We start from the raw sequence: 24223 nt of genomic DNA on the forward strand, positions 1-24223 counted from the left end.
TACTGCCCCCACGGATATGGAGTGCGGCGAATTCGGATTCGTTCTTTTTGAAACCATCGCAACGCAGGGAGTCTGGCCAACTGGCCGTCTGATCAATTCCGTTTGGGGTCTTGATCTGGATCAAGCAACGTTGAAAGAGTAGTCCCATTTTTGCGGTTGACCCGCGTGGTCGTTTGCCGCGTGACAAGTTGCCTCATAACCGTGGCAAAACTTTGCAACAAATCCACAGAACGCTGGCAGGGAGGAAAACAGTACAGATCCCCAGGCCTGCACAAACCTCTGTGGTGAGGGGATTTATCCCCGACCGGCTGCGCAGCAGTCGCCAAACCCGGCAACACGGTTTATCTGAAAAAGCATGTCTGAATGGATTTGGGGCCGCTTCGCAGCCCATCGGGGATAAATCCCCTCGCCACACAAGCAAATCTGCACCGCAAAAAAAATCGATGTCTGGCTAACTAAATTTTTTGTCATAGCAACTTCCTGTTACAGACTGGTGATAACCTCGCGGTTCCCCTCGAACCAGACCTGCCCTCAGATGCCCAGCCAAGAGCCGTTGCTGTTACGTCACCATCGTCCCTTTCTCGCGTTCTGGATGGCGCGGATTTTCACTGCCAGCGGTTTTCAGATGCTCACCGTGGCGATTGGCTGGAACCTGTATCAACTGACCGGCAACGTCCTCGACCTGGGTTTGGTCGGTCTGGTCGAATTCGCCCCGCGCGTGCTGTTCATGCTGCACACCGGGCATGTCGCCGACCGCTATGACCGACGCAAAGTTGCAGCGATCTGCCAGTCGTTGCAGGCCATGATCGCCCTCGCGCTGGCCATCGGCAGCGCTACCGATCACGTCACCCGCGAGATGATCTTCATCCTCGCCTTCCTGCTCGGTGCGGCGCGCTCCTTCGAGATGCCGACCACTCAGGCATTGCTGCCGAGCATCGTGCCCAGCGCCCTGTTCCCCCGAGCTGTCGCGGCAGCGCAATCGGCGCAACAGTCAGCGACCATCGTCGCCCCGGCCCTTGGCGGTTTGCTCTACGCGTTCGGCAGCGTCTGGGTGTATGGCCCGACCGTGCTGCTCTACGTGATCGCCTGCACGCTGATGCTCAACCTGCCCGCGCGGCAAACACCGTTGAATAAAGGCAAAGCCACACTGGATTCGTTGCTGGCGGGGATCCGCTTCATTCGCAGCCGCCCGGATATTCTCGGGGCGATTTCGCTGGATCTGTTTGCGGTACTGCTCGGCGGTGCGACGGCGCTGCTGCCGGTGTTCGCCAAAGACATTCTGCTGACCGGCCCGTGGGGTCTGGGCCTGCTGCGTTCGGCGCCAGCGGTCGGTGCGCTGGGGATGTCACTGTTCCTCGCACGATTTGCCGTGGAACGTAACGTCGGTCGGGTGATGTTCACTGCGGTCGGCATCTTCGGCGTCGCGACCATCGCCTTCGGCCTGTCGACCTCGTTCTGGTTCTCGCTGGCAGTGCTGGTGGTACTCGGCGCGGCAGACATGATCAGCATGGTCATCCGCGCCTCCTTCGTGCAACTGGAAACCCCGGACGAAATGCGTGGCCGCGTCAGCGCGGTCAACGGCCTGTTCATCGGCGCTTCCAATCAGCTGGGCGAATTCGAATCCGGCGTCACCGCCCACTGGTTCGGCACCGTGCCTGCCGTGGTCATGGGCGGGATCGGCACGCTGGTGGTGACGGGGACGTGGATCAAGTTGTTTCCGACGCTGGCGAATCGGGACCGGATGCATGTGCCGGTGGAAGAGATGAAGGTTTGAGTTCATCGGCAAAATCGGCAGGCCAAACACACATCAGATGAAAATGTGCGGTACATAGATACCGCACTGAGTGTAATGTATCGCCTTACACTCGCCCCATGATCAAATCCTTTCAGCACAAATAGCAAGCAGGCTCATGCCCATGCACAACCCGCCACACCCCGGCGAAACACTGTTGAGGGATGTTCTGCCCGATTTGGGCATCAGTGTTACCGAACTGGCACGGCATCTGGGTTTTGCGCGCCCACATCTTTCGCGTGTATTGCACGGTCATGCGCCGATCAGCCCGGATCTGGCTGTACGCCTGGAGCGTGCGGGCATTGGTAAGGCTCGCGTTTGGCTGGGTGTTCAAACTGATTACGATCTGTGGCAAGCAGAACATCGCGAGCAGCCGCCAATTCAACCGATCGCTGCACACGCCTGATCGACTCAGACCAACAACTCCCCCGCCACTTTCGCCCTGAGCGCCTTGCCCCCCAGTTGTTCAACCAGCGCCAAGGCAAACTCCAGCACCGCGCCAGAACCTTGCGCGGTGATGCAGTTGCCGTCGACCACTACCGGTTGATCAACAAACGTACAGCCCGACAGTTGATGACTGGCGCTGGGCAGACAGGTCATACGGCGTTGGCGCAGCACGCCAGCAGCTTGCAGGGCGACGGCCGGGGATTCGGCGATGGCGGCGAACAGGCGTCCGGCGCTGGATTGATCCTTAAGTATTTGTTGCAGAGGTTGGTGTGCAGCGAGGTGTTGGGCACCGACGGCGCCGCCGGGTAAAGCGATCAGGTCGAAGGTTTGCGCCAGCACATCGACGAGCATACCGTCGGCGGTCAGGCGGGTGCCGCGGGCGCAGGTGAGCATGCGCCGGCCTTCGATGCTGGCCGCGACGACTTCAATGCCGGCACGGCGTAGCACGTCGATGAGGGTCACGCTTTGCAGATCATCGATGCCCTCGGCGAGGGTAATCAGGGCTCTAAAGGTCATAGGCTGTGTCCGCTGGGTGATCCTTTAAGCGTAGTCAGCTTCGCCTGGATCGCGCAGCGCCAGCCGTTACTTGATGTAAAGCTGCGTTGAGACCTTGTTGCCCGGCGCGTTAATAGAAGTGTTGCTGTAGGTGAACGTGCCTTCCTGCTTGCCATCCAGATCAAAGATGTACAGCGTGCCGACGATCTTCGACGCGGCGCCGGTGCATTGCGTGAGGTTGCCGTTGCCGTAGGCGCAGACCTGGGTTTTCATTCCGTCCAGTTCAAAACCGTCCAGCGCGGCATTGGGAACGCGGCCGTAACCCATTTCAAGCACATACACCTTGATGTTGGCACCGCCGTGGTCGCAGGCCGTCTTGTCCTGCCCATCAGAAATATTTTCGATGCCGCAGGCCGCCGACTGCACCTTGAGCACCTGGACACTGGTCAACGGTGGCGCCGATGCCGCCATAACGGCTGGCACACTGGCCATAAACGTGCAAAACAGCCCCAACGATCGAACGAAATTGCGCTTGACGCCCATCATGACCCTCCCCCCAAAACAGGCGCGCAGTATGGCTCACTTCGCCTGACTGCAAAACATCGCCGACGATCGCAGCCAATCCCCCACGCTGCTGGTATGATGCGCGGCTTTTTCCGGCCCATCACAATTTCTCAGGCGCTTGCGACGGTCTGTGCTTTGCTGTTGAGGTCGATACATTCACGGCGCTACGCGCGCCACGGGGAGCAGACATGCTGGAAAGGCTGTTTCAACTCAAGGCACACAACACCAACGTGCGCACCGAGATTCTGGCGGGCATCACGACTTTCTTGGCCATGGCCTACATTCTGTTCGTCAACCCGAGCATTCTCGGCGAGACCGGCATGGACAAGGGCGCGGTGTTTGTCGCCACCTGTCTGGCTGCCGCGATCGGTTCGACAATCATGGGCCTGATCGCCAACTACCCGATTGCACTCGCACCGGGCATGGGCCTGAACGCCTTCTTTACCTACACCGTGGTCCTGCACATGGGCCACACCTGGCAAGTCGCGCTGGGCGCGGTGTTTATCTCGGCCGTGTGCTTCTTCCTGCTGTCGATCTTCCGCATCCGTGAATGGATCATCAACAGCATCCCGCTGCCGCTGCGTTCGGCGATTGCTGCCGGTATCGGCCTGTTCCTGGCGCTGATCGCCCTGCACAACGCCGGCATCGTGGTCAGCAACCCGGCAACCATGGTCGGCCTCGGTGACTTGAAAGCCCCGGCACCGATCCTCGCCACCCTCGGCTTCGCCTTGATCGTTGCCCTCGAAGCGCTGAAAGTGCGCGGTGCGGTGCTGATCGGCATTCTCGCGGTGACCATCACCTCCATCGTGATGGGCTTCACCCCGTTCGGCGGCGTGACATCGATGCCACCTTCGCTGGCGCCGACCTTCCTGCAACTGGACATCAAAGGCGCACTGGACATCGGTCTGGTCAGCGTGATCTTCGCCTTCCTGTTCGTCGACCTGTTCGACAACTCCGGCACCCTGATCGGCGTCGCCAAGCGCGCCGGCCTGATGGGCAAGGACGGCCACATGCCGAAAATGGGTCGCGCACTGATCGCCGACAGCACCGCGGCCATGGCCGGTTCGCTGCTGGGTACGTCGACCACCACCAGCTACATCGAATCCGCGGCTGGCGTCAGTGCTGGCGGCCGTACCGGTTTGACCGCCATCGTCGTGGCGATTCTGTTCCTGCTGGCGCTGTTCTTCTCGCCTCTGGCAGCCAGCGTTCCAGCGTTCGCCACTGCTCCGGCACTGCTGTTCGTCGCCGTGTTGATGACTTCGGGCCTGGCGGAAATAGACTGGGACGACATCACCGTCGCCGCGCCGGTTGTGGTGACCGCGCTGGCCATGCCGTTCACTTACTCGATCGCCAACGGCATCGCCTTCGGCTTCATCTCCTGGACGGTGATCAAGTTGCTGTCCGGTCGCGCCCGTGAGCTGAACCCGGCGCTGGTGATTCTGTCGATTCTGTTCGTGATCAAGTTGGGTTGGTTCAACGCATGACATTTGATTCCCAGGCTTACGCCGAGCAACTCGAAGCCAAGGTCACGCGCTTGCGTGACCTGCTGGCGCCGTTCGATGCCCCCGAGCCGACCGTGTTCGACTCGCCGCTGCAGAACTTCCGTCTGCGCGCCGAATTCCGCCTGTGGCGCGAGGGCGGCGATCGGCATTACGCGATGTTCGCTCAGGACGACAAACGCACGCCGATCCTGATCGAAGAATTCCCGATCGCCAGCCTGCGCATCAATCAGTTGATGCCGCAGCTGAAAGCGGCGTGGCAGGCCAGTTCGGCGCTGAGCCACAAGTTGTTTCAGGTCGAGTTTCTGACCACGCTGTCCGGCGACGCGATGATTACCCTGTGCTATCACCGTCCGCTGGACGAGCACTGGCACGCGGCGGCGACCAAACTGGCGGCGGATCTCGGCGTCAGCATCATCGGTCGCTCGAAAGGCAAACGCGAAGTGCTTGGCCTCGATTACGTGGTCGAGAAACTGGAAGTCGGCGGTCGCACCTTCAGCTATCGCCAACCGGAAGGCGCGTTCACCCAGCCGAACGGCACCGTGAACCAGAAGATGCTCAACTGGGCATACGAAGCGCTCGGTGATCGCACTGACGACTTGCTGGAGTTGTACTGCGGCAACGGCAACTTCACCCTGCCGCTCGCCACCCGCGTGCGCAAAGTGCTGGCCACCGAAATCAGCAAGACCTCGGTCAACGCGGCACTGAGCAACCTCAGCGAAAACGCTGTGGATAACGTCACCCTTGTGCGTTTGTCCGCCGAAGAACTGACCGAAGCGCTCAACGAAGTGCGCCCGTTCCGTCGCCTGCAAGGCATCGACCTGAAGAGCTACGAGTTCGGCAGCGTCTTCGTCGACCCGCCACGCGCCGGCATGGATCCGGACACCTGCGAACTGACCCGGCGTTTCGAAAACATTCTGTACATCTCCTGCAACCCGGAAACCCTGACGGCCAACATCGCCCAGTTGCACGACACGCACCGCATCACCCAGTGCGCGTTGTTCGACCAGTTCCCGTGGACGCATCACATGGAATCGGGTGTGTTACTGACCCGGCGCTGAGTGCGAATGCCAGATACAAAAAAGCCGTCGTGATTGACGGCTTTTTTGTGGGTGTTTACAACGCGGGATCGGCCTTGCGTGGTCGCCCACCCTTTTTGCCATTCGCTCGAGCAGCTTCGGACTTTGCAGCACTGCTTTGACGACCGTTACGCGATGCAACCACCGACGCGGCCATCTTCATGAGTGACGGGCTCGCTGAAATCATCCCGGCAATGGAAACGTCAAGGTCTTTGCCTTCATGGCAAAGCGCAGTGCCTGCGAACCCGACTGTCAGCCCCTCGTAATCGCCTGCATCAAACCCGTCAAACTCTGGATACTGGTTCACCGGAAGCAACACACCGCTGCCATCCTCAAAACGGATGACCAGAGATGATTCTTCAAAGGTTACGGAGACCGCCTGCAAGCTACTCGCCCGGCGTGCCTCCCCTTGCAGGATGGCGGCGTCGATCATCTCCTCCGTCAGGGGGCGACGTGTGGATGGCTTAGCTTTGACGACTTTCATAGATCGATTTCCACTCCTTCCAATGCGCCTATCAATGTCAGAAGAGTTTTGCCCTCGTCTGGCAGATAACGCGCTGATCCCACTCTGTATGTCGCGTCAGTGACGAGTTTCATCCCCAGGACTTCGTTTGAATGGCTGTCCCACAATTGATTGTCGAGACAGACAGTTTGCAATCTTGACCACCAGATCCCGCGTGCTCGTCGCAGATGAGCAGGCTGCTCAAGAGATCGACACAAGCCTTCCAGCACGGTTAACGGTGGTCGACGAGAAAGCGGCACGACGTCCCAAAGCTCAATATCGTTGTGCCAGAAACTGAACTGTAATCGGGCACTCCAACTGCCCGCATTCACATGACGTGCGGTGGGCAATGCTCATCTCGCAGCATGATGACAATCGACAATCCTTTGTAGCTGCACACCTTCATGCTAACCCATCCGTTAGGTTAATAAGTTTCAGAATTCAAGACTCCTTTCAAATCCGACGACTGGTGATCGGCACATGACGTTTCACCGCTTTTCAGGCTAGCGTCGTAACAGGTCATGAGCCGGTCAATCTCCAGTGAAAAACGTAAGCAAAGCTGTCGTCATATCTGGATAACTGTTGCTTCTGTGCGATCACCGAACATAAAACACCACGTACATTTTTGTTCAATTGACCATGGTAACCATCTAGTACATTTTATCTCCACAGGCCGAAACCTCTGGCCAAAGCCAAAAACAATAAGTGGAGTTACCCCTCATGCCCCCTATCGTTCTGGTGCTCAACGGCCCGAACCTGAACCTGCTCGGCACCCGCGAGCCGGCGACTTACGGACACGAAACCCTGGCGGACATCTCGGCGTTATGCGGACGTGCGGCTGAAGAATTCGGCCTGGCCGTGGAGTTTCGCCAGACCAATCACGAAGGCGAATTGCTCGACTGGATTCACGCTGCGCGCGGTCGTTGCGCCGGGATCGTGATCAATCCGGCAGCGTGGACGCACACGTCGGTGGCGATTCGCGATGCGCTGGTGGCCAGTGAATTGCCGGTGATTGAAGTGCATCTGTCCAACGTCCACGCCCGCGAACCGTTTCGTCATCACTCGTTTGTCTCGGCGATTGCCACGGCGGTGATGGCCGGGTTTGGCAGTCATGGCTATCGCCTGGCGCTGGAACATTTCAGTCAGCGGCTGAAGGGGTGAATCGCATGTCGCATTCCAACGTAATTCTCGCCGGGTTGATCGGTGCCGGTATTCAGGCTTCGCGCACACCGGCGCTGCATGAACACGAAGGCGATGCGCAGGGCATGCGTTATCTGTATCGATTGATCGATCTCGATCAGCTGAAAATGGACAGCACCGCCCTGCCCGATCTGCTGCTGGCAGCTGAGCGGATGAACTACACCGGGCTGAATATTACCTTTCCGTGCAAGCAGGCGATCATTCCGCTGCTTGATGAGTTGTCGCCGGAAGCCAGAGGCATCGGCGCGGTGAATACCGTGGTACTGAGGGACGGCAAGCGCGTCGGTCACAACACCGATTGTCTGGGTTTCGCCGAGGGTTTTCGCCGTGGTTTGCAGGACGCTGCCCGTGAGCGTGTGGTCCAGATGGGCGCCGGTGGTGCGGGTGCGGCAGTGGCCCACGCGTTGTTGAGCGAAGGCGTCCGGCAGTTGAGCATTTTCGACGTCGACAGTGAGCGTGCGGAAAGTCTGGCGAACAATCTGAATCAGCATTTCGGCTTCGGTCGTGCGGTGGCGGGTCGGGATTTGCCGAGTACGCTGAATCTGGCTGATGGTCTGGTCAACACCACGCCGATGGGTATGGCCAAACTGCCGGGCATGCCAGTGCCAGTCGAGTTGCTGCGCAAGGAATTGTGGGTGGCGGAGATTGTGTATTTCCCGCTGGAAACCGAGCTGCTGCGTAATGCTCGCGCATTGGGTTGCCGCACGTTGGATGGCGGCAACATGGCGGTGTTTCAGGCGGTGAAGGCGTTTGAATTGTTCAGCGGCGTGGTGCCGGATGCGCAGCGGATGCTGGCGCATTTTCAAAGCATGAATGGTTGAAGATCAAAAGATCGCAGCCTGCGGCAGCTCCTACAGGGATCGGTGTAGGAGCTGCCGCAGGCTGCGATCTTTTGATTGTCAGGCTTGCAGGTAGCGCAGCACCGATTCGCAGATCATCTCGCGATGCCGCTGCTTGATGTTTTCATCCGGCAGGTCGATCTGGAAGATCTCGCCAAACGTGTGCCGGTTCGACACGCGATAGAAGCAGAACGAACTGATCAACAAATGCACATCCAGCGCATCCAGTCCCGCACGGAACACACCTTCATCAGCACCGCGACGCAGAATCTCGCCGAGCGAATCGAGGATGGTGTTGTTCATCGCCTTGATCGCATCGGAACGCTTCACGAATTCAGCGTTGTGGATATTTTCGATGCTGACGATGCGCACGAAATCGACGTTGCGATCGTGGTGATCAAACGTAAATTCAACCAATCGACGAATCGCCACCACCGGCGGCAACTCGGCAAGGTGCAGGCGGTTTTCGGTGTTGCGGATATCGCCGTAAAGCTTCTCCAGCACCTCGACGTACAACTGCTCTTTACTGCCGAAGTAGTAATAGATCATGCGTTTGGAGGTGTGGATGCGCTCGGCGATCGCGTCAACGCGAGCACCGGACAAACCTTGCTGGACGAACTCGACGATCGCCTCCTGCAGGATGTTCTCGCGGGTCTTTTCCGGGTTGTTTTTGCGACTCTTGCGCGGCTCTACGACGGGCACGACAGTAGCTGCGGAAAGTTCTGAATTTATCGTCATTGCGGGCTCACGGCCATCACTGCACAGGCGGCGATTATGGGCCGCGCCGCACAGTGAAGGAAGCCGCGCGAGCCGTGTTTAATCCCGCGTTTACGAATTTCCTACAACTTCGCCTGGCGAACGGCGCCGCTGCGTGATTTGGCCATCGCCGCCAAACGCACCGCGACATTCGCTGCGCCGTAACCGGCATAACCGTTTTTGCGCTGGATGATCTCGAAGAAGAAGCGCCCTTCGAACGGCTCGGTGTAGACGTGAAACAGCTCGCCGCCCTGCGCATCACGGTCATAGAGCACGTTGTAATACGCCAGCTCGCTGAGGAATTCATCGTCAAAATCGAAGCGTGCGGCGAGGTCGTCGTAATAGTTGAGCGGAATATCCAACAGCGGCACACCGGCCTCTTTGGCGCGACTGACTTCGGCGAAGATGTCGTCACAATCGAAGGCGATGTGATGCACACCGGAGCCGCGGTAACTCGACAGCGCATGGGAGATCGCGGTGTTGCGGTTCTCTGAGATATTCAGCGGCAAACGGATCGAGCTGTCGCGACTGCGCAGTGCGCGGCTCTTCACCAGCCCGTACGGGTCGGGCAGCACCACTTCATCGTCCGCTTCGAAATCCAGCAGGCTCTTGTAGAACAGCACCCAACTGTCGAGGCTGTCGGCCGGCAGCGCCATGGCCATGTGGTCGATGCGCTTGAGGCCGCCACGGGCCGGCGCGTCGGCCAGCAGGTTGAAATCGGTGCCGTAGACGTCGGCCTGTTCATCGACCAGATAAATCAGGCTGCCATCCGGCGCGCGCACTGCCGCCAGTTCCAGTTCGTTGGGGCCGACCAGTCCGCGATAGGGCTGACCTTTGTAAGCCACGGCGCGGGCCAACGCACTGGCGCTGTCCTTGACCCGCACGGCGGTGGCGCACAGTGACGGGCCATGAGCCTCGAAAAAACTGTGGGCGAAAGAGTAAGGCTCGGAGTTGAGAATCAGGTTGATGTCGCCCTGACGCAACAGGCTCACGCTTTTGGAGCGGTGCTGCCCGGCCTTGACGAAACCCAAGCGCTCCAGCCAATTCGACAGCTTGGCACCGAGGCTTTCGTCGACGGCAAACTCGAGAAACTCGATGCCGTTGTACTCGCTGGCCTTTGGCGTTTCGAAAAGAATTTCGCGGTTGGCCACAGGCGTCGCTTCCTGCTCCAGACGCTGGCGAGTCTTCTCCTCCAGGTACAGCAGCGAACGCAAACCGTCGGCAGCATTGGCCCGTGGCGGCGCGGCGCGGAAGCCGTCGTTAAAGATTTCCAGCGACAGCGGCCCGGTGTAACCACTCTGAATGATCGGCGCGAGAAAGCCCGGCAGATCAAATTCGCCCTGCCCCGGGAAGCAGCGGAAATGCCGGCTCCACTCCAGCACATCCATCTGCAGAATCGGCGCGTCGGCCATTTGCACAAAGAAGATTTTGTCGCCGGGAATGTCGGCAATGGCGCGCGGATCGCCCTTCAGCGACAAGGTGTGAAAGCTGTCGAGCAGCACGCCGAGGCTCGGATGATCGGCCTGACGCACGATGTCCCAGACCTGTTGATAAGTATTGACGTGACGGCCCCAGGCCAGCGCTTCGTAACCAATGCGCAAGCCACGTGCGCCGGCATGTTCGGCCAGCAAGCGGAGGTCATCGACTAGAATTTGTTGATCGCCGACGCTGTCGGCCGAGGCGTTGCTGCAGACCAGCACCAGGTCGGTGCCGAGTTCCTGCATCAGGTCGAACTTGCGTTCGGCGCGCTCAAGATTGCGCGCCAGGCGATCGCGGCGGCAGCCTTCGAAATCGCGGAACGGCTGAAACAGAGTGATGGCGATGCCGAGATCGGCGCACATCTGTTTAATTTCTCGCGGGCTGCCGTCGTAGTACAGGAGGTCGTTTTCGAAGATCTCCACCCCGTCGAACCCGGCGGCGGCAATGGCTTCGAGTTTTTCCGGCAGGGTGCCGCTCAAGGAAACGGTGGCAATGGAACGCTGCATGCTTCAACTCCCGGACTGCGCCGCTTGATCTTTACTGTAGGAGCTGCCGAAGGCTGCGATCGTTTGATCTTTATTCGTGGAAAGCAAAATCAAACAGATCGCAGCCTTCGGCAGCTTCTACATAGGATGGGTTTTTATAGTGGGGAAATTATTGGCTGCATTGAACGCGGCAGCAATTTAAAGTGTACTACCCGGTTAGTTTTGCGTGCGATTATCGAACACAATGGCGGTTTGGCGAATTGACGATTTTTCGTCCACTGCCCACCATCGACCGCACATTGAGTCCGGATATGAACCACCGGTCGCAGCGTGCAAAGAAAAAAAGCACACCAAATAAAAAATCCAAAAACGGGTGGAACACATGATTCCTTCACAGACTTCCCGCATGGCTCCGGCCATGAGCACTGCCTCAGGTGGCATCGGCGACAAGATCCGCGGCGCCATGGCGGTCGGCAAAACCCGCTGGGGCATGCTGGCGCTGGTGTTTTTCGCCACCACCCTGAACTACATCGACCGCGCCGCCCTCGGCGTCATGCAGCCAATCCTCGCCAAGGAAATGAGCTGGACGGCGATGGATTACGCCAACATCAACTTCTGGTTTCAGGTCGGCTACGCGATCGGTTTCGTCCTGCAAGGTCGACTGATCGACCGGGTCGGCGTCAAACGCGTGTTCTTCTGCGCCGTGCTGCTCTGGAGCCTGGCCACCGGCGCCCACGGTCTGGCGACATCGGCAGTTGGCTTCATGGTCTGCCGATTTATCCTCGGCCTCACCGAAGCGGCGAACTACCCGGCCTGCGTGAAAACCACGCGCCTGTGGTTCCCCGCTGGCGAACGTGCAGTCGCCACCGGCATCTTCAACGCCGGCACCAACGTCGGCGCGATGTTCACGCCAATGTTGCTGCCGCTGGTCCTGCACGTCTGGGGCTGGCAAGCCGCGTTCCTGTGCATGTCGGCGCTGGGCGGCATCTGGTTGCTGTTCTGGGGTTTGAAGTACTTCAACCCGGAAGATCACCCGACCGTGAAACAGTCCGAACTGGACTACATCCAGCAGGAAGTTGAACCGGAACAGGCCCGCGTGCCGTTCTCGAGAATCCTGCGGATGCGCGGCACCTGGGCCTTCGCCATCGCTTATGCGCTGACCGCGCCGGTGTTCTGGTTCTACCTGTACTGGCTGCCGCCGTTTCTCAATCAGCAATACAACCTGGGCATCAACGTCACCCAGATGGGTATTCCGCTGATCATCATCTACGTGACGGCTGACTTCGGCAGCGTCGGAGGCGGGATTCTGTCTTCGTTCCTGATCGGTCGCGGCATGAACTCGATCAAGGCGCGGCTGCTGTCGATGTTGCTGTTCGCCTGCTGCATCATCGGCGTAGTCATGGCGGCTGGCTCGGCCAATCTGTGGGTCGCGGTGGCGGCGATTTCCCTGGCGATCGGCGCGCATCAGGCCTGGACGGCGAACATTTGGAGTCTGGTGATGGACTACACGCCCAAGCACATGATGAGCACAGTGTTCGGTTTCGGCGGCATGTGCGCGGCGATCGGCGGGATGTTCATGACCCAGATCGTCGGGCATATCCTGACCGTGACCAACAACAACTACACCGTGTTGTTTACCCTGATTCCGGCGATGTATTTCCTTGCGCTGACGTGGATGTACTTCATGGCCCCGCGCAAGATCCCGACCGTCACCGAATAACCTGCCCGCTCTTGTAGGAGCTGAGCTTGCTCGCGAAGGCGGTGTGTCAGTCGACATCTTTATCAACTGACACACCGCCTTCGCGAGCAAGCTCAGCTCCTACAGGGGTTTGTGTTTCCGGCTTTGTTGCCACGCTGCTGCCAGTCCGCTGCAGCAGATCACCGCGATACCGATGATCGTCAACACACTCGGCGTGTGATTGAACAGCAGCCAGCCCAACAACCCCGCAAACACGATCTGGCAATAACCGAACGGCGCCAGCAGCGCCGGCGCAGCATGGCGGAACGCTTGGGTCAGGAACAAATGCGCGGTCATCCCGCAACTGCCCAGCGCCAGCATCAACCCGGCGTGGGTCAGCGTCGGCACCTGCCAGAAGAACGGCACCAGCGCACTCATCACCAACGTGTTGCACAACCCGGCGAAGAAGTTGCTGGTGGTCGGACTGTCGATCTCCGCGAGCTTGCGGGTGAGTAATTGATAGAAGCAGAAAAACAGCGCCGAGCAGAACGGCAACAGCACCGCTGGCGTGAACAGTTCACCGCCCGGGTGGACGATGATCAGCACGCCGATAAAGCCGCAAATGACGGCGATCCATTGGCCGCGTGTCACTCGTTCTTTGAGCAGCGGCACCGACAACGCCGTGACCAACACCGGTGCAAGAAAGTTGACCGCAGTGGCTTCCGCCAACGGGATGTACAACAGCGCCGTGGTGAAAAACAGGCTGGTGCCGAGTAGGCAAAGTGCTCGAACCAACTGCCACAACGGCTTCTTGGTACGTAGGACGCGCAGTCCGGACTGCGGCAGAAAAATTCCCGCCATCAGTAAGGTGTGCACCAAATAACGCGCCCACACCACCATCACGATCGGATAGAACCCGGAGAGGTATTTCGACAGCGCGTCGTGGCTGGAGAACAGGAAAGTCGCCACGACAATCAGCAGGATCCCTTTGAAGGGTTGGTTGACACCGGAGAGCGGGGTGCTGACGGTCATTGGGTTTCCTTGTGTTGCCAAAAAAGATCAAAACCTTCGCGGACAGTCTCGCCCTCCCCCTGTGGGAGCGGGTTTGCCCGCGATAGGTGCGCAGCACCGCTTAAAGCCGCGCCAACAATTCCCGCGTTCTATCGATCGCCATCTTCGCCCGATCCAATCCACTCACGCCCTGCTCCAGCAGTTTAACCGTAGGAATTTCCAGGCTCAGTGGGATATTAGCCGGCAACGCTTTCAGCAACCCGAGCAAGTCGCAATCACCCTCGCCGGGAAACCGCCGCTCGTTGCGCGCCTGACGCAAGATCTCGGCCATGTCTGACGGTCGCGGCCCTGCGACATCACATAACTGCGCATAACGCAGTCGCGACGATGGCACCTTCGCAAGATCCTCAAGCTTTGACGCCGAACGATCAAAGTGGAAGGCATCGACCAACACCGCAGCATTTTCCCGACTAGCGTTTTCCACAATCCGCAGCGCTTGCTCAAGGTTGCGCGCATCCGTCCAGGGCATGAACTCCAGATGCGGATGCAACCCGAGCGGCGCCGCCAAATCGCACAACGCGGCAAAGTTATCCGTGAGTCGCTGCTCGTCAGGATCGTTACCGGCGACGAGCAATTCAGTCGCACCAAACTCCGCGCCGACCGTAAGAAGCTTCTCGAAATCGGCAACAACGGTCTGCGGTTTCAGACGGAGGATTTCCACGTCGAGCACGCGGATGCCAGTGTCGCGCAATCGCTCCATCGTCCTACGCCGCAAATCGTTATCGGCTACCAGTGGGAAGTGATATTCCTCGGGCGTTGCCGGTTCCAGACGCAATCCGACATGGCTGTATCCGGCGCGAGCAGCGACTTCGACCATTTGCGGTGGCGACAACTCCAGCACGGTCAGGCTGGCCAGGGAGAGAATTCGTTCGCTCATGTTCAAGCCTCGATCAGTGCAGGGGCGCAAGCGCGGCCAGTGGCGGCGGCTTCGCGAATGGCTTCGATCAGCGCGAGGGTGCGTGCGGCATCAGCAGCACTGACCAACGGCTCGACTTCGCGCCGAGCCACGCGGACAAAATGCTCTAACTGCAAGCGTAAAGCTTCCTCACCGCCGTAGGACTCTTCCACACTCAACAACGGTTCATGCCAACCGGCGTCCACCTGATCAGCTGCGTAATGCCAGCGTTTGAGCTGCGGAATGCTCAACGCCCCGGCGGTACCCGCCAGCAGATAACACGGTTGATCCGCCTGACGCGGATACGCCGGGTTTTCACCGGAGGCCAGCTCCCAACTCCACGGTGCCGCCACCGCATCGGAACCGCTCAACGTGCCCAGTGTGCCGCCAGCAAACTGCAGCAACACCGCCGCGCGGTCCTCGTTGGCGAAACCGCGCACCGAGTTGTCGGTGAACGCTTGCACCGAATGCACTTCACCGCACAGGTGACGCAACAAATCGAGGTCGTGAATCAGGTTGGTCAGCAACATCCCCGCCCCCGCCTCACGGCGCCACGGGATCTCGAAATAGCTGTCCGGTTTACGTACCTGAAACAGCGCAGTGACCGTGGTCAAACGCCCGAGCGCACCGCTTTGCACCAGCTCATGAGCGCGGACGATCAGCGGATTGTGGCGTCGATGATGGCCGACCAATACCGGCACACCGCTGCGTTTAACCGCCGCGACCAGATCGCGCACTTCATCCAGATTCACGCCGACCGGTTTTTCCAGCAGCACCGGTACACCCGCCGCCAGACAATCGAGCGCCGTGCTGACGTGTTGGTTGTTCGGGTTGGCGACGATGACTGCGTCTGGCTTGATCTGATCAAGCATCTGACGGTGATCGGCGAAATGTCTGACACCCCACTCAGCCGCAAGAGTGGCGGCTTGCGGCCCGGGATCAGCCACTGCACACAGGCTGGCTTCGCTGAGGGTTTGCAGGTGCCGGTAATGTTGCTGACCCATATTGCCAGCGCCGATCAGGGCGATTCGAAGGGGTGAATTCAAGGCGCGATCCTTTTGTGATTGTTGTCGGAAAAACACTCCAGCAACAATTTAGAACCGAGTTCCAGAATCAAACACCCATCAAGCGCAAAACCGTGCGAACACCGCACCCTTTCTGAATCACCAAAATCCCCTGTAGGAACTGCCGAAGGCTGCGATCTTTTGATCTTAAAAAACAAAGTCAAAAGATCGCAGCCTTCGGCAGCTCCTACAGGGGATTTGTGGAGAGTTAGATAAACAATTCAGAAGCCAGACTGGCGGCGGATAATTCTTCAGCAAACCTCAACAACAACGGCGCCAACTCATGCAACCGCGCCCCCGGCATCCGCGCACTCGGCCCGGCAATGCTGAGCACACCAATCACCCGACCATCCGCCGGATGTTTCACCACCGCCGCAATTGCCGACGTACCGACCGCCGAGCTTTCCTCGACCCACGCATACCCTTGCTCACGGGCCAGACGCAGGCGCTCCAACAACTCAATATTAGAGCGCGGCGCATTCGGCCCGATACCCACCGGCACCTCCGCCGCCTGTCGCTCAACCAGTGACAACGCCTCGGCATCGCTCATGCACGCCAGCCACGCATGCCCCGACGCGGTGTAAAAAAGCGGCGCATCGCGGCCCATGTCCGGGTCATAACGCAGACCGGTACGCGCACCCTGCGCCTTGGCAATCCAGGTCTGCCGTTCGCCATCGATCACACCGAGACGCACCAGTTCGCCGGTTTCCTGCGCCAGCCGATCCAGCACGGGCTGAACAATATCGGCGCCACTGCTCGACAGGTATTGAAAACCCATCGCGACCAGTTTGGTCGACAGGTGATAGCGCAAGGTCTCGGGATTCTGCCGCACGTAGCCAAGACGAATCAGCTCGGCGAGCAAGCGGTGAGTCGCGCTTTTCGGAATGTCCAATTGCTCGGCAAGCGTCTGCATCGGCAGCCCGCGCGGATCACTGGTGAGGCTTTCCAGCACGCTGAAAACCCGTTCAATCTGACTGCCGGCCATGGGGAAATCCAAATGAAATTTCGCCGATTCTAGAAGACATCTGCTGCAAAGCGAAATCTGGAACCGGCTGTTCGATAAACGCCCGGTTTGTCGTATCAAGGCTTGTAGGCCGACGGCAGCAATGGTTATTTTCTGGAATCAAATTCCAAAAATAATTCAGCGCTGGAGCCTTGTTTGATGCCTGCCGAACTTCCCGCTATCGACTGCGACGTTTTGATCGTCGGCTCCGGCGCCGCCGGATTGTCGGCAGCCGTCACAGCTGCGTGGCATGGCCTGAAGGTCATCGTCGTCGAAAAGGATTCGGTATTCGGCGGCGCCACCGCATGGTCGGGTGGCTGGGCGTGGGTGCCGTGCAATCCGCTGGCCCGTCGTGCCGGCATCATCGAAGACGTCGAACAACCGCGCAGCTATTTGCGCCATGAACTGGGCGAGCATTTTGACCCGGCGATGATCGATGCCTTCCTCGAGGCCGGGCCAAATATGGTGGCGTTTTTCGAGCAACACACCGCACTGCAATTCGCCGACGGCAACGCGATTGCCGACATCCATGGCGACACCCCGGGCGCGGGCACCGGCGGACGCTCAGTGATTGCCGCGCCCTACAACGGGCGCGAGGTCGGACGCTTGCTCAAGCGACTTCGTACGACCATGCGCGAAACGTCCTTCATGGGCATGCCGATCATGGCGGGCGCGGATCTCTCGGCATTCCTCAATCTGACCCGCTCACTGAAAGCCGCATGGCACGTGACGCGACGTTTCACCCGGCACCTGTTTGACCTCGCGACGCATGGCCGTGCGCTGCAACTGGTCAATGGCGTGGCACTGGTCGCGCGACTGGCGAAATCGGCCGAAGACCTCGGCGTGTTGCTGTGGGAATCGGCGCCGGTGACTGAGTTGCTGCGTGACGAAAACCGCGTTTGCGGTGCAGTGATCAACAGCAAAAAAGGCCCGATCCGCGTCCACGCACGCAAAGCCGTGGTACTCGCAGCAGGTGGTTTCGCCAACGACATCGAACGGCGCAAAGCCCTGTTCCCACGCACACCCACCGGCCACGAACATTGGGCGCTGCCGCCGCTGGCCGTGAATGGCGATGGCTTGCGCTTGGGCGAAAGCGTCGGCGCGCGGGTCAACACCGTCGTTGCGTCACCTGTTGCGTGGGCACCCGTCTCGCAAGTGCCTCATTCCGACGGCAGCATCGGCCATTTCCCACACATCATCGAGCGCGGCAAACCCGGCATCATCGGCGTACTGAGCAACGGCCAGCGTTTCGTCAACGAAGCCAACGGCTATTTCGACTACGTCAGCGCGATGGTCAATGCGGCGCCGCCAGGTGAAGAAGTCGCCTCATGGCTGATCTGCACCCACGCCTTTCAGCGCCGCTATGGCCTCGGCATGTCACGGCCGTTTCCGGTTCCGTTGTCAGAATTTATCCGCAGTGGTTATCTGAAAACCGGTAACACCGTTGAGGAATTAGCCAACGCTTGCGCCATCGACTCGAACGGTTTGCGCCAAACCCTCGACGACTACAACCGCCATGCCCACAACGGCGAAGACCCGCAATTCGGGCGCGGCGCAACGCCCTACAACCGCAAACAGGGCGATCCGGCGAACCTTCCCAACCCCTGCGTTGCCCCAATAGAAACCGGCCCGTTCTACGCCGTGAAAGTACAACCGGGATGCTTCGGCACTTTTGCCGGGCTCAAGGTCAACCCTCACGCGCAAGTGCTCGACGCCAACCAACAACCTATCGCCGGGCTGTATGCAGCGGGCGGCGACATGGCCAGCATCATGGGCGGCCACTACCCGGCGGGCGGAATCAACCTCGGCCCGGCGCTGACGTTCGGCTACATCGCCGCTCGCCACATCGCCGGCATCACCGCTTTCGAACAGGAGATCGACCATGCAGCACATCGTTAATGCCCAGGGTTTGAACATGCCGAAACTCGGTCTCGGCACGTGGCCGATGCTCGGCGAAGAATGCACCCAGGCCGTGGAGCAAGCGCTGGCACTCGGTTATCGACACATCGACACGGCTGCGGCCTACAACAATGAGGACGCGGTCGGACAAGCCTTGGCGAATACGCCGACACCGCGCGAGCAGATTCACGTCACCACCAAGGTCTGGTGGGATCAGCTGCAACCCGATGCCATGCGCCATTCCATGGATCGCAGCCTCAAAGCCTTGCGCAGCGATTACGTCGACTTGTTCATGCTGCACTGGCCCACCACCGATTGGGACTTGCCGCGCACCCTCGAGACGTTGGCCTCGTTCAAGGAACAAGGTCTGGCGCGCAATATCGGTGTGGCGAATTTTCCGCTGCCGCTGCTGCGCACAGTCGTCGAGGAATATGGCATTGATCTGTCTGCCATTCAGGTCGAGTACCACGTCCTGCTCGGACAAAACGCCCTGCTCGACTACGCTCGCCAACACAATCTGGCGCTGACAGCTTACACACCGCTGGCGCGTAACAAGGTTTCACACATTGCCGAGATCCAGCAGATTGCCGCCAAGCATGGCGTGCTGCCGACACAGGTCGCGCTGAAATGGCTGCTTGATCAAGACAACGTTGCAGCGATTCCCAAGGCGAGCAGCAAAGCCAATCAACTGGCCAATCTCGCGGCACTTGAGGTCAATCTCGACGATGAAGACCGTGCGCTGATTGCCAGCCTGTCGAAGCGCGAACGTCAGGTCAGTCCGGACTTCGCGCCGGTGTGGGACGCGTTTGATAAGTGAGTAGGAAAACAGCGTTTGCCCGGTTCGAAACGCCAGTTGCAGGATCGGTCTTACGCGCTCTTACACATCTGCCCTGCACAACTTGAGCTGTGCGGTTATTCATAGACGAGGCGAAAAAAGCCCCATCAACCTATGAGAGACCGCACCATGCTATGGAACAAGGCAAGACGCAGCGACAACGTCAATGACACGCGAGAGGGCAAGGACGCCCGCACACTGACAGGGAAAAAACTCGGCGCCGGACTGGCCGCCGCCGCACTGACAGGCGTGGCGCTCTATTCGAGCTACAACACCGCACCACAGGCGCCTGCCGCTGAGGACTACATCAGTCAGGAAATCGCGCCGGTCGACGACCCCCAACTCAAATTCATCGAATCGATACTCGGCGACACCGAAGACACCTGGGAACAGGTATTTGCCAGTTCCGGGCAACACTACCCGGCGCCCACATTGACCCTGTTCAGCGATGGCATCGCGTCGGGCTGCGGCTTTGCCAGTGCGTCAAGCGGCCCCTTTTATTGCCCCACCAACCAAAACATCTACATGGATCCGGCGTTCTTCGAACAGATGGCCGAGCGCTTTTCGGTGGTCGGTGACTTCGCTCAGGCTTACATCCTCGCCCACGAAGTCGGCCACCACGTGCAAATTGCCCTGAGTATGTCCGCACCGTTTGAAAGCGCGTTGTCCGCCAGGCAGCCTGTGACCGGCGACTCAGGACTGGAGGTGCGCGCCGAACTGCAGGCCGATTGTCTGGCCGGGGTCTGGGCTCACCATGCGCAACAACGCCATGCGTGGCTGGAACCGGGCGACATCGACGAAGCACTGAACGCTGCCAGCGTGCTCGGCGATGATGCGCTGCAACGTGCGCGAAACCAGACAGTACGTCCCGAGACCTTCAGCCACGGCACATCACAACAGCGCAGTGCCTGGTTCAGCGCAGGATTCGATAGCGGCCGCGTCGAAGCGTGCGATACCTTCAACGCCGCGCAGTTGTAAGCTTGGCAATATCGGCATCTGCTTTAGAACCGGCGTCGATCACGATGGTCTGACGACCGGACTGGCGCCACCGTCGTGCACCAGCAACACTCATCACCACGTACAACAGAGGATTCCCACATGCTATGGAAAAAAGGCCGACGCAGTGACAACGTCGTCGACGCCCGGGGTGATGATGCAGGCGGTGGCGGTGGCGGCATGCGCTTTGGTGGCGGCAAAGGCCTGAGCCTCGGGGCGATTCTGCTGATCGTCGGGATCGGCTGGATCACCGGCCAGGATCCGTTGCAGATCCTCGGCCAGCTCGCCGGGCAATCTACCCAGCAAGCGGCACCGACTTCGCAGACCCGTCAGGCGCCGCCGGCCAACGATGAGCAGGCTGAATTCGTCCGCTCGATCCTCGGTGATACCGAAGACACCTGGGGCGCGATTTTCCAGCAGGCCGGTCGCCAATATAAGGATCCGACCCTGGTGCTGTTCAGCAACCGGGTCAATTCGGCGTGCGGTCTGGCCACCTCCGCCACCGGCCCGTTCTATTGCCCGGCTGACCAGAAGGTCTATCTGGACATGGCGTTCTTCCAGGAAATGTCGCAACGCTTCAAGGCGGCCGGCGATTTCGCTCAGGCCTACGTGATTGCGCACGAAGTCGGACACCATGTGCAGACGCTTCTCGGCGTCTCGGCGAAAATTCAGACAGCCCGCCAACAAGGTCGGCAGATGGAAGGCGACGGCGGTTTGCTGGTGCGTCAGGAGTTGCAGGCCGATTGCCTCGCCGGTGTCTGGGCTTACAGTGCGCAGAAGCGTTTGAACTGGCTGGAACCGGGCGACATCGAAGAAGCCTTGAACGCGGCCAACGCCATCGGTGATGATCGCCTGCAACAACAGGGTCAGGGCCGTGTGGTGCCGGACTCGTTTACCCACGGCACGTCGGCGCAAAGGGTGCGCTGGTTTAAAACCGGATTCGCGCAGGGCCAGGTCGGCCAGTGCGACACCTTCGCGGCGAAAAACCTGTAAATGCATAAATGGCTTTTGGCGTTACTGATCGTTGGCAGCACCGCGCACGCCGCAGGTGTCGATGCGATCAGCCCCGGTCGCTTGCAACTCAAGGCCGGGGAAATGGCAGTGGGCATCGGCCCGGCGCCGGAAAAAATCGAGCGTGTGCTGATCGTCATTCATGGCCGTTTGCGCAACGCCGAGACCTATCGCAAGAGCGCCGAAAGCGCCGCCGAACTGGCCGGACAGACCGCACACACGCTGGTGATCGCCCCGCAGTTTCTCAATGAAAGCGATGTCGCCCTGTACTCGTTGCCCGCCACGCTGCTGCGTTGGCAAGGCAATGAATGGATGGGCGGCGGCTTATCCACAGGGCCGAATCCGTTGAGTTCCTACGCGGCGCTGGATGAAATCGTCGCGCGGATCACCGATCGCAAACAGTTTCCCGACGTGAAGCAGATCGTGATTTTCGGCCACTCCGGCGGCGGCCAGGTGGTGCAGCGCTATGCCCTGCTGGCCAAGGAGCAACCGGCGCTGAAGGCCAACGGCATTCGTCTGCGTTATGTGGTGGCGAATCCGTCCTCCTACGCGTACTTCAATGAACAGCGGCCGGCGGCGTTCGATCACGCCAAGTGCCCGGGTTTCAATCGCTGGAAGTACGGGCTGGCAGACATGCCGGTGTACGCCGGTGGGCAAACGCCGCTGCAGCTTGAAAGCAGTTACGTCAAACGCGAGGTGATCTATCTGCTCGGGCAGCAGGATATTGATCCGCATCACCCGGCGCTGGACAAGAGTTGCGCGGCGCAAGCGCAGGGCGCGTTCCGTCTTGAGCGTGGGAAATCTTACTTCGGCTATTTGCTACGCCGACACCCGGAAGGGGTCAATCAGCGGCTGGTGGAAGTGCCGGGGGTTGGACATAACGGCGATGGGATGCTGACGTCGCCGGAGGGGCAGAAAGCCCTGTTCGATTAAGTCGTGTATTGAATGATCTGCCGCCTTCGCGAGCAGGCTCGCTCCCACATTGGATTTATGCATGGCACAAAATCTCTGTGCACTGAAGATCTAATGTGGGAGCGAGCCTGCTCGCGAAGAGGCCCGCTCAGGCACTGAGGATTTCAAGCCAAGAGCATCCGCCGCAACTCAACACAATCTTTAGCATGCCAATCGGTCAACTCCGGCCACGGGTTATCCGGCAAATTCACCAACACCGTCCGCGCCCCTGCCGCTCTTCCGCAATCCAGATCAAAGCGATAATCACCGACCATCACCATCTCGCTGGCCGGCACGTCCCAGGCGTCTGCCAGTTTCAGCAAACCACCCGGATGCGGCTTAGGCGGCGCTTCATCGCGGCCCAAAACGTCTTCGACGGCAAAGCATTCAGCCAGGCCAATCGCCTCCAGCGTCACATGCGCCAGCTCCCGCGCATTGCGGGTCAGAATGCCGAGGCGATAACCGCGCGCATGCAGATCACGCACCAGCTCAACCGCGCCGGTGGCCGGGGTCGAACCCAGCGCCAGATCGCGTTCATGCTCCAACAACCAAGCATGTTTCGCCGCCGCTTCATCCGCCGGCAACGCCGCAAGATGCGTGAGGATGTCGTCCTCCGGCGGAATCGCCAGCGCCACGCGAATCGCCGCAAAATCATGCACGGCCACGGTCAGCGTGCCGTCCATGTCGAACACCCAATGCTTCACATTCTTCAGGCTCATGCCCAATCCTTGCGATGGCGAATCAAGCCTTCCTGCGTCACCGAAGCGACCAATTGGCCGGCGCGGTTGTACACGCTGCCACGGGAGAAACCACGGGAATTGCCGGCCCACGGGCTGTCCATCGCGTAGAGCAGCCAGTCATCGGCGCGCAGATCATTGTGGAACCACAGCGCGTGATCGAGGCTGGCGACCTGCATGTCTTTCTGCCAAACCGATTTGCCGTGGGGCAGCATCGAAGTGGTCAGCAGACCGAAGTCGGACGCGTAGGCCAGTAAGTATTTGTGCAGCGCCGGAATATCGGCCAACGCACCGTCAGCACGGAACCACACGTACTTCACCGGATCGGCCGGTTGCGGGTTGTACGGGTCTTTTTCGGTGACCGGGCGCACTTCGATCGGTTTCGGGCACAGCAGCTTTTCACGCATGTGCTCGGGGATCAGTTGCGCACGTTGCTGGAACAATTCCAATTCCGACGGCAGGTTTTCCGGGCCGACCACAACCGGCATCTGGCTCTGGTGTTGAAAACCTTCTTCGTCGTACTGAAACGACGCGCTGCACGTAAAAATCGGATGGCCCTTCTGGATCGCGGTCACCCGGCGCGTGCTGAAGCTACCGCCGTCACGCACGCGATCAACCGAATACACCACCGGCAACTTGGCGTCGCCTGGACGCAGGAAATAACCGTGCATCGAATGCACGTGGCGCGCTTCTTCAACCGTCTGACTGGCCGCCGACAACGACTGACCAAGCACCTGACCACCGAACAACTGACGGAAACCCAAGTCCTGGCTGCGGCCACGGAAGAGGTTTTCTTCGATCGGTTCCAGGGTCAGCAGGTCGACCAGATCTTCCAACACTTGGCTCATTCAGACTCTCCTCACACAAAGCAATGCCGTGCAGTCTTGGCTGCGACGGTCGATTCAGGTTCTGGCGCGAGCCACTATCGCGCCATTGTAAACGTCTG

General features: G+C 59.6%; 23 protein-coding genes and 1 pseudogene. 12 read left to right on the plus strand and 12 right to left on the minus strand.

What is annotated here, in order from left to right; translation table 11 throughout:
* The first annotated feature begins 535 nt into the window (after positions 1–535).
* Positions 536–1774 carry an MFS transporter gene (locus GVL50_RS13715; protein WP_159813602.1) on the plus strand — a complete coding sequence of 413 codons (1239 nt, stop codon included), beginning with the start codon at positions 536–538 and terminating at the stop codon, positions 1772–1774.
* 136 nt (positions 1775–1910) lie between these two features.
* On the plus strand, positions 1911–2198 hold the full coding sequence (locus GVL50_RS13720) for a HigA family addiction module antitoxin (RefSeq protein ID WP_159813604.1): 288 nt from the start codon (positions 1911–1913) through the stop codon (positions 2196–2198).
* Between the two features lie 5 nt (positions 2199–2203).
* On the opposite strand, the gene GVL50_RS13725 is transcribed toward GVL50_RS13720, so the two are convergent.
* Both GVL50_RS13725 and GVL50_RS13730 read right to left on the minus strand, forming a co-directional pair.
* Positions 2204–2755: a DJ-1 family glyoxalase III gene (locus GVL50_RS13725; protein ID WP_159813606.1), complete on the minus strand. Its 552-nt coding sequence runs from the start codon at positions 2753–2755 to the stop codon at positions 2204–2206.
* Positions 2756–2821: 66 nt separating this feature from the next.
* Positions 2822–3226 carry a DUF4879 domain-containing protein gene (locus tag GVL50_RS13730; protein WP_249342569.1) on the minus strand — a complete coding sequence of 135 codons (405 nt, stop codon included), beginning with the start codon at positions 3224–3226 and terminating at the stop codon, positions 2822–2824.
* A gap of 260 nt (positions 3227–3486) precedes the next feature.
* Between GVL50_RS13730 and GVL50_RS13735 the strand changes: the two genes are divergently transcribed.
* The gene (locus tag GVL50_RS13735; RefSeq protein WP_159813610.1) at positions 3487–4782 is read left to right on the plus strand and encodes an NCS2 family permease; all 1296 of its coding nucleotides are present in this window, start codon (positions 3487–3489) and stop codon (positions 4780–4782) included.
* A complete protein-coding gene (gene trmA, locus GVL50_RS13740; RefSeq protein WP_159813612.1) occupies positions 4779–5858 on the plus strand; it encodes a tRNA (uridine(54)-C5)-methyltransferase TrmA in 1080 nt (359 codons plus the stop codon). The genes GVL50_RS13735 and trmA overlap by 4 nt, the downstream gene beginning before the upstream one ends.
* A gap of 55 nt (positions 5859–5913) precedes the next feature.
* Here the strand turns inward: trmA and GVL50_RS13745 are convergent, their stop codons facing one another.
* Positions 5914–6360 carry a DUF2442 domain-containing protein gene (locus GVL50_RS13745; RefSeq protein ID WP_159813614.1) on the minus strand — a complete coding sequence of 149 codons (447 nt, stop codon included), beginning with the start codon at positions 6358–6360 and terminating at the stop codon, positions 5914–5916.
* Positions 6357–6784, minus strand: a pseudogene (locus GVL50_RS29020) (DUF4160 domain-containing protein). The gene GVL50_RS13745 and the pseudogene GVL50_RS29020 overlap by 4 nt, the downstream one beginning before the upstream one ends.
* A 314-nt stretch (positions 6785–7098) precedes the next feature.
* On the opposite strand from GVL50_RS29020, the gene aroQ reads away from it, so the two are divergent.
* Entirely contained in the window at positions 7099–7539 is a 441-nt protein-coding gene (gene aroQ / locus GVL50_RS13750) for a type II 3-dehydroquinate dehydratase (RefSeq protein WP_008084592.1), read from the plus strand.
* A 5-nt stretch (positions 7540–7544) separates the two neighbouring features.
* Entirely contained in the window at positions 7545–8399 is an 855-nt protein-coding gene (locus GVL50_RS13755) for a shikimate dehydrogenase (RefSeq protein WP_159813616.1), read from the plus strand.
* Between the two features lie 78 nt (positions 8400–8477).
* Here the strand turns inward: GVL50_RS13755 and GVL50_RS13760 are convergent, their stop codons facing one another.
* A complete protein-coding gene (locus tag GVL50_RS13760) occupies positions 8478–9155 on the minus strand; it encodes a TetR family transcriptional regulator (RefSeq protein ID WP_159813618.1) in 678 nt (225 codons plus the stop codon).
* Between the two features lie 101 nt (positions 9156–9256).
* Positions 9257–11158, minus strand: coding sequence for a 3-dehydroshikimate dehydratase QuiC (quiC, locus tag GVL50_RS13765; protein ID WP_099757239.1), 1902 nt, complete (start codon positions 11156–11158; stop codon positions 9257–9259).
* Between the two features lie 361 nt (positions 11159–11519).
* Between quiC and GVL50_RS13770 the strand changes: the two genes are divergently transcribed.
* Positions 11520–12857 (plus strand): MFS transporter, encoded by a 1338-nt coding sequence (locus GVL50_RS13770; RefSeq protein ID WP_053124060.1) that lies wholly within the window; start codon positions 11520–11522, stop codon positions 12855–12857.
* A 99-nt stretch (positions 12858–12956) separates the two neighbouring features.
* Here GVL50_RS13770 and GVL50_RS13775 read toward each other — a convergent pair whose 3' ends face one another.
* The 4 genes from GVL50_RS13775 to GVL50_RS13790 all read right to left on the minus strand — a co-directional run bounded on the left by GVL50_RS13775 (position 12957) and on the right by GVL50_RS13790 (position 16830).
* Complete coding sequence (locus GVL50_RS13775) at positions 12957–13847, minus strand: DMT family transporter (RefSeq protein ID WP_159813620.1); 891 nt, start codon at positions 13845–13847, stop codon at positions 12957–12959.
* Between the two features lie 100 nt (positions 13848–13947).
* A complete protein-coding gene (locus GVL50_RS13780; protein WP_159813622.1) occupies positions 13948–14763 on the minus strand; it encodes a sugar phosphate isomerase/epimerase in 816 nt (271 codons plus the stop codon).
* Positions 14764–14765: 2 nt separating this feature from the next.
* Complete coding sequence (locus GVL50_RS13785; RefSeq protein ID WP_159813624.1) at positions 14766–15827, minus strand: Gfo/Idh/MocA family protein; 1062 nt, start codon at positions 15825–15827, stop codon at positions 14766–14768.
* A gap of 226 nt (positions 15828–16053) precedes the next feature.
* Complete coding sequence (locus tag GVL50_RS13790; protein WP_159813626.1) at positions 16054–16830, minus strand: IclR family transcriptional regulator; 777 nt, start codon at positions 16828–16830, stop codon at positions 16054–16056.
* Positions 16831–17007: 177 nt separating this feature from the next.
* On the opposite strand from GVL50_RS13790, the gene GVL50_RS13795 reads away from it, so the two are divergent.
* From GVL50_RS13795 to GVL50_RS13815, 5 genes are all read left to right on the plus strand, one after another.
* Positions 17008–18747, plus strand: a complete 1740-nt coding sequence (locus GVL50_RS13795; protein ID WP_159813627.1) for an FAD-dependent oxidoreductase — start codon at positions 17008–17010, stop codon at positions 18745–18747.
* Positions 18731–19564 carry an aldo/keto reductase gene (locus GVL50_RS13800; RefSeq protein WP_159813629.1) on the plus strand — a complete coding sequence of 278 codons (834 nt, stop codon included), beginning with the start codon at positions 18731–18733 and terminating at the stop codon, positions 19562–19564. The genes GVL50_RS13795 and GVL50_RS13800 overlap by 17 nt, the downstream gene beginning before the upstream one ends.
* 147 nt (positions 19565–19711) lie before the next feature.
* Entirely contained in the window at positions 19712–20560 is an 849-nt protein-coding gene (locus GVL50_RS13805) for a neutral zinc metallopeptidase (RefSeq protein WP_159813631.1), read from the plus strand.
* Positions 20561–20680: 120 nt separating this feature from the next.
* Entirely contained in the window at positions 20681–21571 is an 891-nt protein-coding gene (locus GVL50_RS13810) for a neutral zinc metallopeptidase (RefSeq protein WP_159813633.1), read from the plus strand.
* Positions 21572–22522, plus strand: coding sequence for an alpha/beta hydrolase family protein (locus GVL50_RS13815; RefSeq protein ID WP_159813635.1), 951 nt, complete (start codon positions 21572–21574; stop codon positions 22520–22522).
* Between the two features lie 143 nt (positions 22523–22665).
* Here GVL50_RS13815 and GVL50_RS13820 read toward each other — a convergent pair whose 3' ends face one another.
* Together GVL50_RS13820 and tesB are read right to left on the minus strand one after the other, a co-directional pair.
* Complete coding sequence (locus GVL50_RS13820; protein WP_159813637.1) at positions 22666–23259, minus strand: HAD family hydrolase; 594 nt, start codon at positions 23257–23259, stop codon at positions 22666–22668.
* Positions 23256–24125 (minus strand): acyl-CoA thioesterase II, encoded by an 870-nt coding sequence (gene tesB, locus GVL50_RS13825; protein WP_053124082.1) that lies wholly within the window; start codon positions 24123–24125, stop codon positions 23256–23258. Before tesB ends, GVL50_RS13820 begins: the two co-directional genes overlap by 4 nt.
* Positions 24126–24223 lie beyond the last annotated feature (98 nt).

The sequence above is a fragment of the Pseudomonas sp. 18058 genome (genome assembly GCF_902706155.1).
Taxonomy (GTDB): Bacteria; Pseudomonadota; Gammaproteobacteria; order Pseudomonadales; family Pseudomonadaceae; genus Aquipseudomonas; species Aquipseudomonas rustica.